This is a genomic window from Pontivivens insulae, assembly GCF_900302495.1.
Classification (GTDB): Bacteria; Pseudomonadota; Alphaproteobacteria; order Rhodobacterales; family Rhodobacteraceae; genus Pontivivens; species Pontivivens insulae.
Window position 1 is genome coordinate 182,112 of record NZ_OMKW01000002.1, and the last position, 12,772, is coordinate 194,883.

General features: G+C 56.2%; 9 protein-coding genes and 2 tRNA genes. 10 read left to right on the forward strand and 1 reads right to left on the reverse strand.

The genetic code is table 11. From position 1 onward, the window contains the following. The first annotated feature begins 25 nt into the window (after positions 1 to 25). Positions 26 to 1,129 (forward strand): prolipoprotein diacylglyceryl transferase, encoded by a 1,104-nt coding sequence (locus POI8812_RS06270; RefSeq protein ID WP_108781711.1) that lies wholly within the window; start codon positions 26 to 28, stop codon positions 1,127 to 1,129. 43 nt (positions 1,130 to 1,172) lie between these two features. On the opposite strand, the gene POI8812_RS06275 is transcribed toward POI8812_RS06270, so the two are convergent. Then, positions 1,173 to 1,532, reverse strand: a complete 360-nt coding sequence (locus POI8812_RS06275) for an SUF system Fe-S cluster assembly protein (RefSeq protein WP_108781712.1) — start codon at positions 1,530 to 1,532, stop codon at positions 1,173 to 1,175. Positions 1,533 to 1,744: 212 nt separating this feature from the next. Between POI8812_RS06275 and tgt the strand changes: the two genes are divergently transcribed. The 9 genes from tgt to POI8812_RS06330 all read left to right on the forward strand — a co-directional run bounded on the left by tgt (position 1,745) and on the right by POI8812_RS06330 (position 12,707). Continuing rightward, positions 1,745 to 2,875, forward strand: a complete 1,131-nt coding sequence (gene tgt, locus POI8812_RS06280) for a tRNA guanosine(34) transglycosylase Tgt (protein ID WP_108781713.1) — start codon at positions 1,745 to 1,747, stop codon at positions 2,873 to 2,875. Positions 2,876 to 3,098: 223 nt separating this feature from the next. Next, positions 3,099 to 5,507: an endopeptidase La gene (gene lon / locus POI8812_RS06285; RefSeq protein ID WP_108782492.1), complete on the forward strand. Its 2,409-nt coding sequence runs from the start codon at positions 3,099 to 3,101 to the stop codon at positions 5,505 to 5,507. A gap of 80 nt (positions 5,508 to 5,587) precedes the next feature. Continuing rightward, a complete protein-coding gene (locus POI8812_RS06290; RefSeq protein WP_108781714.1) occupies positions 5,588 to 5,938 on the forward strand; it encodes an HU family DNA-binding protein in 351 nt (116 codons plus the stop codon). 100 nt (positions 5,939 to 6,038) lie between these two features. Continuing rightward, a tRNA-Val gene (locus POI8812_RS06295) sits at positions 6,039 to 6,114 on the forward strand. A 124-nt stretch (positions 6,115 to 6,238) separates the two neighbouring features. Next, positions 6,239 to 6,328, forward strand: a tRNA-Ser gene (locus POI8812_RS06300). Positions 6,329 to 6,431: 103 nt separating this feature from the next. Next, complete coding sequence (locus POI8812_RS06305) at positions 6,432 to 7,823, forward strand: tyrosine-type recombinase/integrase (protein WP_162844932.1); 1,392 nt, start codon at positions 6,432 to 6,434, stop codon at positions 7,821 to 7,823. 239 nt (positions 7,824 to 8,062) lie between these two features. Continuing rightward, entirely contained in the window at positions 8,063 to 8,794 is a 732-nt protein-coding gene (locus tag POI8812_RS06310; RefSeq protein WP_108781716.1) for a DUF3102 domain-containing protein, read from the forward strand. Positions 8,795 to 9,802: 1,008 nt separating this feature from the next. Then, positions 9,803 to 10,381 (forward strand): recombinase family protein, encoded by a 579-nt coding sequence (locus POI8812_RS06325; RefSeq protein WP_108781719.1) that lies wholly within the window; start codon positions 9,803 to 9,805, stop codon positions 10,379 to 10,381. 1,081 nt (positions 10,382 to 11,462) lie between these two features. Then, on the forward strand, positions 11,463 to 12,707 hold the full coding sequence (locus POI8812_RS06330; RefSeq protein ID WP_146186128.1) for a YonV C-terminus-related protein: 1,245 nt from the start codon (positions 11,463 to 11,465) through the stop codon (positions 12,705 to 12,707). Positions 12,708 to 12,772 lie beyond the last annotated feature (65 nt).

Sequence of the window (12,772 nt, forward strand, 5' to 3'; positions counted from 1 at the left end):
CGCATTTAAGCCAGAGGACCATTTGATGAAGATCTCGAACGCTAAGGTTTCCGTCGCCCTTCTTGCCGCAGCCATTGTTCTTGCGGGCTGTTGGGAAGATGAGGATGAGACGGCTGAAAGTGGCAGTGAAACAGAAGTGACCACAACCGCTGAGGCTGAGACGGATGCTGCAGCCGAGGCAGCCGCCGCTGCTGAGGCGGAAGCAGAAGCCGCAGCGGCGGCAGAGGCCGAAGCCATCGCGGCTGCGGAAGCGGAAGCCGCCCGCCTCGCGGAGGAGGCCGCAATCGCCGAAGCCGAAGCGGCCGCCGAACAGCTCGCGATCGAGCAAGCCGCCTTGGAAGCAGAGGCAGCGCGGTTGGCCGAGGAAGCGGAAGCAGCGGCAACAGCTGCTGCGGAGGCCGCCGCAGCGGAGGCCGAGGCCGCAGCAGCAGAGATCGCTGAAGCGGCAGAGGAAGCCGAAGCAGATCTGCAAACCGCGATAGATGATGCCGCTGACGAAGTGGCATCCTTCGCGGATGGGGCGACCGCAGACGCTCGGGCCGACGCGATCGCCCAAGTCGCGGATGACGTGATCGAGGCGACCGAAGAGGATCTCACAGCCCCAGCCGCCGAAAGCGAGGCCGCCGCCGACACTTCTGGCGACGCGTCCAGCGGCGATGCGACACCGGTTTCTGACGACACTGCGGCAGACGCAGCGACAAGCGAAGAGGTTGCGGAAATCGCGGAAGACGTCACAGCCGCGACAGAGGAGGACCTGGCTGAAGTTGAGGTGGCATCAAACGAATCCGACTCCGCTGACGCTTCTTCAACCGCCGCTCCGTCAGCGCAGGATGCCGCGCTGGCGCAATTCGTCGGATCCTGGGCGCCGGAGGGTCAGTGCGATGTTGCGGCAGAAAGGGTCAGCGTATCGGGTATGACAATTTCACGCGGTGAGACGGAGTGCACAGTGGAAAGCATTGAGCCGAGCCTGCGCCTGGATGGGATTTCCCCGGTGGCGGGCGCAGAGCTGAGCCTGCCAGATTGCGGAGCATTGACCGGTGAAGACAGCATCCTGTTGATCGAGATGATCGATGGGGCGGTCACGCTGCAGTTGGAAGATGGGCCTGTCGCCCTGCAGCGCTGCGAATAGACGAAATGAAAAGGGGCGTGTCCGACGACGCGCCCCTGTTGCCTTACATGAAGCCCAATTCGAGTTTGGCTTCATCAGAGAGCATTTCCATGCCCCAGGGCGGCTCCCAAATCAGCTCGACGCTGACCGTTTGGACGCCGGGCAAAGGCTCGATCGCCTCGGCAACCCAACCGGGCATCTCACCGGCGACGGGGCATCCCGGCGCGGTCAGGGTCATCAGCACGGAGACGTTGCCGCCGTCATCAATTTCGATCGTGTAGACAAGGCCCAGATCGTAGATGTTCACTGGAATTTCAGGGTCATGCACCGTCCGGCACGCTTCGACGATACTGTCGTAGAGCGGGTGATCTGTCGTGGACGGCTTGATGAGGGGTGCGCCCTCCATCGGTGCTTCTGCGTTCATCGCGCGGGCTCCGGTTCGATTTCCTGAGTGAAGATATAGGGAATGTGCCGGCGGACGTAAAGGTGAGGGCGGATGCCTCCGCCGGCGGAGTTCGCGCCGACCTGATTTTTTGGCCAATCCTGTCTTCTTCTTGGCTGAAATATCCTCGCGCGGCAGCGCGAAACCGTGCTTGCCCTTTTCCTTTCTGTGCCAACGGCGTATGCGCTGGTCCCATGACCCAGCGATTTTCATTTTCCATTGCCGCCAAAGATGGACGTGCGCGGACCGGAACCGTTCATACGCCCCGTGGCGAAATACGCACTCCAGCTTTCATGCCCGTGGGTACGGCGGCCACGGTTAAGGCGATGCTGCCCGAAAACGTCCGCGCCACCGGCGCCGATATTCTGCTTGGCAACACCTATCATCTGATGCTGCGTCCGACGGCGGAACGGATTGCCAAGCTGGGCGGCTTGCACAAGTTCATGAACTGGGACCGGCCGATCCTGACGGATAGTGGCGGTTTTCAGGTGATGAGCCTCGCGCAGTTGCGCAAACTCACCGAAGAGGGCGTGACCTTCAAATCCCATATTGACGGCTCCCGCCATATGCTGAGCCCGGAACGCAGTATGGAGATCCAGAAACTTCTGGGATCGGACATTGTCATGTGCTTTGACGAGTGCCCGGCGCTTCCGGCAGATCGCAAGCGCATCGAGCAGAGCATGGAACTGTCGATGCGTTGGGCGCAACGCTCGCGCGACGCGTTCGGGGACAGGCCGGGGCATGCTCTGTTTGGCATCCAGCAAGGCGGGCTGGAGGAGGACATGCGGGCCCGGTCGGCGGACGCGTTGCGTGCTATTGAATTTGACGGATATGCCGTTGGCGGCCTTGCCGTGGGCGAGGGCCAGGAGGCGATGTTTGCGTGCCTTGACTACGCGCCTGAACAACTGCCGCAGGATAAACCCCGATATCTGATGGGGGTTGGCAAACCAGATGACATCGTGGGCGCGGTGCAGCGCGGCATAGACATGTTCGACTGTGTTCTTCCATCCAGATCCGGCCGAACGGGCCAGGCGCAAACCCGCATGGGGCAGGTGAACCTGCGCAACGCCAGACATGCGGATGACCCCCGGCCGCTCGATCCCGAATGCACGTGCCCATGCTGCACGCAATATTCACGGGCGTATCTGCATCATGTGCACAAGGCCCAGGAAATGATCGCCGGAATGCTGCTGACCTGGCACAACTTACATTATTATCAGGAGCTTATGCAGGGGTTGCGAGATGCAATTGCCGAACGGGCACTGGATGAATTCGTTGCGGTGTTCCACGCGCGACGCGAGCAGGGCGATTTGGAGAGGCTTTGAGCCTTCTTCCTTGTTAATCGCTTGTCAAATCTCAGTCTGCTTCATTGCATGAAATGATACCGCTGCCCTTGTCCTTCCCCTTTGCGCGGCGCAGCATAAGACAGGCCGAGTCACCGGGTGCCCCTTGAACGCACCGTGAACGGGATACAGATATAGCTTCCAGACGGGGAGGTCTGCGCTGCCGATGATCGGGGCCGGGCGTCCTGCGAGAAAGGACTTTTCGATGACCGAGACAACTCAGATTACATTGCCTGTGCTGCCTTTGCGCGACATTGTCGTGTTCCCGCACATGGTCGTGCCGCTTTTCGTGGGGCGCGACCGCTCGGTGAAAGCGCTTGAGGCGGTGATGTCAGGTGGCAAGCAAATCCTGCTGTCCGCTCAGATGGACCCAGCAGAGGATGAGCCGACAGAAGGCTCCATCTACCCGACAGGCGTTCTGGCTTCCGTTCTCCAACTGCTTAAGCTGCCTGATGGAACCGTGAAGGTGCTTGTCGAAGGCAAGACACGCCAGCGTCTGAGCGCGATCCGTGACACCGGCGCCTATTTTGAGGCTGACGCCACACAGATCGCGGAAACAGCGAATGATCCCAGCGCGGTAGAGGCGTTGAGCCGCTCGATTGCGCAGGATTTTGAGCGTTATGCAAAGCTCAACAAAAATATCACCGATGAAGCCGTCGCCGCCGTTGGTGAGATCGATGAATCTGACCGTCTTGCGGACACCGTTGCGGGCCATCTTGGCGCCAAGATCGAGGTGAAGCAGGATCTGCTCGACACCGCGGATCTGGGCGAACGGATGGAGAAGATTTTCGGCCTGATGCAGGGTGAAATCTCCGTCCTGCGCGTCGAGAAGAAGATCAAGACCCGCGTGAAGTCCCAGATGGAGCGGACCCAGCGCGAGTACTACCTGAACGAACAGATGAAGGCGATCCAGAAGGAATTGGGCGACGGCGATTCTAACGAGGATGCTGTGGCCGAATACGAGGCCAAGATCGCTGACACCAAGCTCTCCGCTGAAGCTAAGGAAAAGTCCGAGGCCGAGCTTAAGAAGCTGCGCAATATGCCCCCGATGAGCGCGGAGGCCACCGTTGTGCGCAATTACCTCGACTGGATGCTGTCGATCCCGTGGGGCAAGCGTTCCCGCGTGAAGAAGGATCTGGTGCGCGCGCAGGACGTCCTCGACGCCGATCACTACGGTCTGGAGAAGGTGAAGGAGCGGATTGTCGAATATCTCGCTGTGCAACAGCGCAGCCAGAAGCTGCGTGGCCCGATCCTGTGTCTTGTCGGCCCTCCGGGTGTCGGCAAGACCTCGCTGGGTAAGTCCGTGGCGAAGGCAACGGGACGCGAGTTTATCCGCATCTCGCTTGGCGGCGTGCGCGATGAGTCTGAGATCCGTGGCCATCGCCGGACTTATATCGGTTCCATGCCGGGCAAGATCATCCAGTCAATGAAGAAGGCCAAGACCACCAACCCGCTGATCCTGCTCGATGAAATCGACAAGATGGGCCAGGACTTCCGCGGTGATCCAGCCTCCGCCATGCTCGAGGTGCTCGATCCCGAACAGAACGCCACGTTCAACGACCACTATCTCGAAGTGGACTATGACCTGTCGAACGTGATGTTCCTGACGACAGCGAACTCCTACAACATGCCGCGCCCGCTTCTGGACCGGATGGAGATTATTAGCCTCGCTGGCTACACCGAAGAGGAGAAGGCCGAGATTGCGCGCCGTCACCTCATCGCCAAGCAGGAGAAGGGCCACGGCCTCAAGAAGGGTGAGTTCGAGATCACGGATGAGGCGCTGCGCGACGTCATCCGCCTCTACACCCGCGAGGCGGGCGTGCGGAACCTCGAGCGGGAGATCGCGAAGCTCTGCCGCAAGGCCATCACCAAACTGGTGAAGAAGGAAACGGAGAAGGTCGTGGTCACGCCCGACAACCTGTCTGACTTCCTTGGCGTCAAGCGCTTCAAGTTCGGTCTGGCCGAGGAAGATGATCAGGTTGGTGTCGTTACCGGTCTTGCCTGGACGGAAGTTGGCGGCGATCTCTTGCAGATCGAGGCGCTGCGCCTTCCGGGTAAGGGCCGGATGAAGACGACCGGTAAGCTGGGCGACGTGATGAAGGAGTCGATCGACGCGGCCTCCTCCTACGTCCGCTCCCGCTCGGTCAGCCTTGGCGTCAAACCGCCAGAGTTCGAGAAGCTCGACATCCACGTTCACGTGCCTGAGGGTGCGACCCCGAAAGATGGGCCGAGCGCGGGCATCGGTATGGTGACCTCCATCGTCTCCGTCCTGACGCAGATCCCGGTGAAACGGGATGTGGCGATGACAGGTGAGGTGACTTTGCGCGGCAACGTGCTGCCCATCGGTGGTCTGAAGGAAAAACTCCTCGCAGCCCTGCGCGGCGGTATCAAAACCGTTCTGATCCCGAAGGACAACGCGAAGGATTTGGTCGACATTCCCGATAGCGTGAAGAACGGGATGGAGATCATACCGGTCTCAAACGTGACCGAGGTGCTGGACGTCGCTTTGGTGTCAAAACCAGTCCCGACGGAATGGGATGAAGCGGCTGAGCTGGTCGCCGGAACGGCGGGTGAAGCAGGCGCGATTGATGAGGCTTCCGCCCGTGCGCATTGAACCTGGGCATCAGCCTAGGTAGAAAACAGGGGCGCGCGATGCATCGCGCGCCTCGATTCTTTTGAGGCAGAAGGTGGAACATGCGACTGGTGGATGAGATGGAAGCACCCGAACAGGATGAAGCGACAGCCCCCGCCGACCTGCCGGAAATGATCCGCAAGAAGCAGATCGTTGAACAGACGGCTGAACTGACCGGAATGAGCAAGGGTGAAGTACGGCGCGTGCTGGATGCCGCACTCGGCTACATCCGCGAGACGCTGAATGACGGAAACGACGTCCATTATCCGACGCTGGGTAAGATCAAGATCAAGGTTCCAGATCGTGAAGGCGCTAAGCCACAAATCCGTGTTGCGCTGGCAAAGAAATCGCCGGCTGACGCGAGCGACGAGGGTGATGGTCAACCTGACGACATGTATACGGACGACGAATAAATTCATGTCTGGTGTGGAAATGTATGGCGTCCCGAGTGGGGGCGCCATTTTGCTTTTCGGGGTAGACGCCACCTTTGCGCTGTCCTAAACCCTCGTATAGGGGCGGTTAGCTCAGTTGGTAGAGCAATTCGTTTACACCGAATGGGTCGGGGGTTCGAACCCCTCACCGCCCACCATTTATCCTCATATTTGCGATCATCTTGGCGAATTCCCGTCTGTCGGCATCGCGTGACAGTAGGGGGCAAAAAAACCGAAAATCGCCCTTGTTTCCCACTCCGTCCCACTGATAGACGGGTCAGCGGAGACGTGGCCGAGTGGTCGAAGGCGCTCCCCTGCTAAGGGAGTATACCGGGAACGGTATCGAGGGTTCGAATCCCTTCGTCTCCGCCACTATGGCGAAGTTACTGATTTCATGTCTGAATTCTTCAGTGAGCACAAAGGCGCGGGGGTAACAGTTACCCACAGCTCCGCTGCTGAGAAGAGGAAGCGAGACATGAAGTACATCATTCAGCCTCGAGGTCCGGGTACCGCCTATCGGTTTAATATGCGCACGCCTTCTGCGCTAAGAGGTTCGGTTGATCCTTCAACCGGTAAAAAGTTTGGTGCCTACATAAAGAGAAGCCTTGGAGGTACACACCATCTCCCTACTGCCAAGAAGCTCAGAGACGTTAGATTGGCGGAAGTTCGGGAAATGGAGGCTGATGCACTGGTCGGCGAGGCAATTAGAGATCGGTTCAGCGTGGAACGTGCTGCCGCCTGGGCGGAGGCTCTTCGCAATCAACGGGCACAAGGCGGCCCGGAACGTTATGAACCAGATGTACAGGACTTGATTGAGGAAGAAGCCAGAAACGCACCTGCAGAACGCAGAGGTACGTTCCAAAGAGTAGCCCTCTCGGGTACGCCATCAATAGCGGATGCAGTAGCCCGTTACCTACATGATCGCCGACCCGGCAACGGGAATGGGTATGCTCCTTTGAAGAAGACTACCGCGAACGACCTCAAGGTTTCCGTTAGGTACCTCTGCGCATTTATGAAGGGCGACCAAGACACTTTGTTTTTGGAAGATGTTACATCAGAGTTGATTGCCGAATTTAGGGGAGACTTTCTCCCGGAGCAGACGTCGCCCCGTGCCCCTAGCGGGCTGTCATTGGCTACGATTGAAAAACTGATTGGGCTGCTTCGTAATCTTTGGAACTGGGCTTTCGAAAGGAAGCTGACCGGGGCGGCAATCGGGAATCCGTTCGATAATCCGAAAGGCGTTCGCCGGGTTTCGAGAAATACGCAGGCAAAACGTGGAATATTTGAAGCGACTGAAGCCACAAAGATGATGACCGCATTCCCTCGCGGTGATCGCCTGGGTGATGTTTTCAGGCTATCTCTTGTAACTGGCGCGCGGTCTGATGAGCTCGCGAAAGTTCTCGTAGACGATGTGGCGGAGGACGGGTCTTGGTTCAAGATCAACGCAGGAAAAACGGAAAATGCCCAGCGCACGGTACCCGTGCCCGCCATTGCTCGGGAGCTACTTTTGACCCGTGTTCGCCGTGCGAACGAGGGTAAAGAAACACGTATCTTCCACGAATTTCCTCTCAGGCCAGCAACGGGCAAAGCCTCATCACTTTCTCAGCTATTTACGCGTGAGCGGAGAAATGTTCTCGGCATTGAAACGGACGGGAGACTAGCGTTTCACTCCCTCAGACATACGTGGCTTACAAAAGCGCGGCAGGCAGGCGTGTCTGCAAGCGATGCCAACGACCTTGGTGGGTGGGCTGGAGAGCGCACAAGTTCGAGCACGTACGATCATGGCCTACTCCTAAAGGACCTAACGGAACGGCAAGAAATTATCTCGAAGAGATTGGGTGAGGACGGATACTTGTCAGCTTTTTGATGCCAAATCTATCATGTTCTCGAGGAATATGGCACCTATCGCCGTATTTTCAAAATTTTTTCCCACAAGCAGCGGATTAGGTGTCATGTGCACAGTGTTAAATTTCAATACCTAAGGAGAGATCGCGTCACTCTGACGTCACTGACTGTTGGTTCCCGAAAAATCGAATAAATTCTGGACCTTGAAAATATACAGCCACCTTTTCACATGTTCCTTTATCAGCTGTACAAGGAACATCAATGCTCGATGCTGCTTATCAATCCAAATTCACCGAAACGACGGTAACGAAGCGGATACCTACCCATAACGTGGCTCTTAAGGAGACCGCGCGGCTTGCCGTGTCGGTCAACAACAAACATCGAGAAGTCCTACGCTTAGGGCGCACCGCTAAGGAAATCGCTGCCGAGATCGGGGAGGAACTGATCAAGGTGAAACAGAAGTTGGCCCATGGGGAGTTCAAGAAGTGGGTCGGAGAGGGGAAGGACTGGGGGCACTGCTCTTTCAGTTACCGGACCGCTGCTAAATACATGCAAATCGCTAATGCAAAAGTGCATGACCGTGTACATTTCGAAACGTGTTTTTCTATGGACGAGGTTATCAGAGCGAAGCCCAATAAAGAAAAGCGAACGGCCACCCTCGACGATCTGCGGAAGGTGGAGAAATTGAGGGCCAAGAGGGACGACCCAGCAACTAACGACGCTGAGAGAGATGCCATCCAGGGGAAGCTCGACGACATCGAAGCTGAGTTGGGACCCGTAGAGCCACAGCCGCGTACGCATGCAATGGGTAATTCAGGTGGTCAAACTGCTCGTCATGCGGTCCGCCTCCGGGCCTGTGCGGTTATGGATAAGGTCGCGCCATCCCTAACGGGCAACCCCCGGTCCATGCTCATAAGCGCCCTTATGGTGGCTTACGGAGATACCCCAGAGAAGATTGAAGAGCTCCTTGAGGCTTTGAAAGGAAAACGATGAAAGATCTAGCAACGATTACCCAAGCAAACACCTGTATTCGGAACGAGGAGATTGTGCCTCAGGACGAACTGAGGTGCTGACTAAAGGACCAAATCAAACACACTTTCAAAAATAACTGGAATGGAGCATCTGGTGGCCCTTGTTAAAGCCCGGACGTTTGGCGTCATCCAAGACACCACCACAAACACATACGTACGCTGGATGCGGGACGGGAGCCGCCAGGTGCCATTCTTGGCAGTACAAGACTGCTTTCGATTTATTGGCATTCAGAGAACTGACGCCCCCAACGGTCCACGGATTAGGGCACGCGTCCGTGGGGCGGAGACGTGCCTGTTCTTGAGGAAGAATTATCGTAAGGGCGGAAAGCAAGTTATCTTGGGCATACCAGCCACTAATGTCCTGCACATTGATGCAGCATTCCCAATTGAACGAAAAAACGAACTTCAACGCGAGCTAATCAGGCTTTGCCTGTTTCTAATAGAACACGGCCCAAACGTACTATTGGAACCCTATTTTATTTCATCAGAAAAATTTGAGAGGCCAAGATAAATATAAGTGTACCGCTAGTCCCCCCGTGGGGGGGGGGGGGGGGGCTACGCCCCAAGAAAATCCACCTTTGGAAAAGCTCCATAAGTGCAATAAAAACAATGTCTTGACTGATAATTTTGGTTGTGGGAACGGTATTGGGACGCAGTCGTTGTGGCTGCGCTTAACCAAAAGGTGGTGACCATGATTATCTTAGACCTTCGCATCGGGCGTTTCTCTTTTTTAGTTACGAAAGAGACTAGCGCCATGCCTTCGCGAGTATTCGCCATTGAACCCGAAGGCTTGATCATCGACGTTCCGCACGCCTGCATCATGCTTACTGTGGAATAATGAGGCCTTCCAAATAGACCAAGGCTGTGTGGGAAGTGAGTTTGGCTACCCAATAACCTCCCAATAGGGTGGTTTTCATATTTTGGTAAGCAATTCCCAAATGTCTATAGATACTAAATGGAGAAAACGACCATGATTATCGGATACGCCCGCACATCTACGCTAGACCAGCTTGCAGGTTTAGAGGGGCAACACCGGGACCTACGTGCCGCCGGGTGTGAAAAGATATTCAGTGAGCAGGTGTCATCCGTGGACGCTAAAGCACGCAAACAACTAGCTGATGCGTTGGACTTCTTGCGAGAGGGTGACACCCTCGTCGTGACGAAGCTTGACCGATTGGCGCGCTCGGTGTCGCATCTGCTGGCGGTTTTGGAGACTGTTGTGGCAAAGGGTGCAGCGCTGCGCATTCTATCGACTGGCATCGACACAGGCACCGCGACGGGGAAGTTGATGTTGACTGTTCTGGGTAGCGTCGCGGAGTTCGAGCGGTCAATCATGCTTGAGAGGCAGCGCGAGGGCATTGCCAAAGCGAAGGCGGAGGGACGGTATGTTGGTCGCAAGCCCACCGCCCGAGCAAAGACGAAAGACATCTTAAGACTAGCCCACGGCGGAATGAAGCCGTTGGATATCGCGGATGCTTTGGGGGTCGGGAAGTCAAGTGTCTACCGCATCCTAAGCGAGCAGAGGCACAACGCTCAATTGCGCCAATGACCGAACACCCAGTTGCCAGGCAGCCTTACGGAGTTATCAGAGCCAAAACACAAACAACTTCTACTTCTGTGAAGTAGGACTGCCTACCTTGTGCTCCAAGCGAGCAAGCACAGAGATTTATGATTAACCCCCATACTTGAAATAAGTAAGCCAAACGTGAGTGGCCCACCGTACCGGCACTGAAGGATTGCCCGTACAGTGCAGCCAAGCGGCGACAGGACGGTCGCACCGGAGCAGGTGTGATGTTTACTCCGTCTATCCTTTCTTCATTATGACCCATAGAGGACGCTTCGGGTATTGAATTGGCCACCATTTCGGACGAGAAATTTGGCCAGACTAGGGAGGATTGAGGCTATCCTTAAGCACAATCTTAAGTCTGAGATGAAAATCATTGCCTACAGCGGTCAGTGGTGAATTCCGACGTCAGTGTCCTGATGGGTGAGGCAGTGCTTTTTGCCATACTGTGACAATCTGACAAATGAGAGTAACTCTAACAGACCATGCACCACCATCAGACTAAGATGGCGCTTTAATTCCGCTCGGTGAGATCGAATTTGCTTCGGTAGGCAGCACAACAACAAAAAAAGACGTTGGGCTACACGTAGAGGTAACTTCATCTCCTTGGGTCTTCCCAAGGGCAAAGCCCAGCGTGATCGCTGCATGTGAAGCTGACCTGCTGGTGGCTCCATAACGTGCTCCCAGATACTCTGCGTGCATTCAGCAAAAACAACTTCACAGTTCATCGCTATTGCCTGTCTGCTGAGTCAGCCAAGGCGAAGTTCTTCACTTTCAGCCTAACCCTTCATGCTCCCTTACGGTCTCCCTTTTGGGTGACCCCCTAAAGGTGTCCCTTTCACAGACTACAGGTTTACGGCGGCGACCTCTTAGGAGCTAATTAGTTACTTATTTTCAATAACTTGCGAGCCAGCCACTTTTGGGTTGGGGCAAATGGTTCGCACTTCCCTTGGCCCTCATGGCCCAATTAACACAGCAAGCACAAGGAATTGCTATGCTTTACCCAGATCGAACCAAGCACACTGTCATCATCGACAGACCTTGCGGCACCGGGAAGACCACGGAAATGTTGGCTTCCCTCACACCCACCAAAAAATATCTCTTAGTCACGCCCCTTCTCACTGAGATCGAGCGGTTCCAGAACGATGCCCCTAATGGTGTCGAGATCACTGCCCCAACGGACGGAAAAGGACCAAAGCTCATCCAGTTGGAGAAGATGCTCGAAGAAGGCCAGTCCGTGGCGATCACCCACAAGCTCTTTTTCATGACGCTCCGCTTGGCCCACCTCATGGCCGACTACCACATCATCATAGATGAGGCCCCTAACCCGGTCACTTGTATCAACACCATCGACGCCGAAGCATTCGAGGAAGCAATCGTGGGAGGTGGATATGCGACCATCTGTCCAGAGACCAAGCAGGTCATGCCCACAGACAGGTGGCGTAAGTGGCAGCGCGAGACCACAGACAGCGACGGTGAGCCGACATACTCAAGCAGGCTGCATCCAGACATCTACAAGCCAGCCGTTCAGGGCCAGCTTCATGTGGACGACAAGGGTGTATTCGCTGTGGCGACCCCGAACCAAGTCCTATTGGCAGGGAAGTCCCTGACTGTGATGACCTTCCTCAGCGAGGGCACATACATTCACGCCTATCTCCGCATGATCTCCAAGGGTAACCCCAAAGCTGATTTCGAGTTGCAGCGTGAAGGCACGGTTGAGTGGCTCAAGCAGGCACACTCTCTGGTCTCTATCCAAAACCTGTCCCTCCCAACTAGCGTGAGCCTGTCGTTCTCCAAACAGACGCGGCGCTCGGGTGAGAAGAACTGCAAGGCCATCGGCAACTCCCTTAAGAAACTGATGGAGCGGCGATGGAGGGGTGTGAACAGGCAAGACATCATACTCACCTGTGCCCGCGACAAGTGGTTCGAAGATCGCAAGGGGCGCTATGCGGGCCAGTGGGCGAAACACTCCCGGTTATTTGGCAGAGATTATGGCAAGGGCGGTGTGCATTGGCTCCCGAACAAGACCCGAGGGACAAACGACTACAGACACGCGAGCCACGTCATCTACCTTTATGCGATGTCCCCGAACCCAATGGTCCAGAACTTCCTCGGGGTCTCAGGGCAGGCCTTTTCTGACGCATATGCGCTGAGCGAGATGGTCCAGTTCATCTGGCGAACCCGTGTCCGTGACGGAAAGTCCATCACTGTGGCCATCCCTGACAAGCGCATGAAGGCTATCCTTTCGGATTGGCTAAATAGCGCAATTGAGGGCACCGACGACTTCCCTGTGATCGACGCCGCAGCCTAACACAACCTCAAGTCCCCCTAGCGACCACCGTTAGATGCGCTCTATGCGCACCTACAAGAGGTATC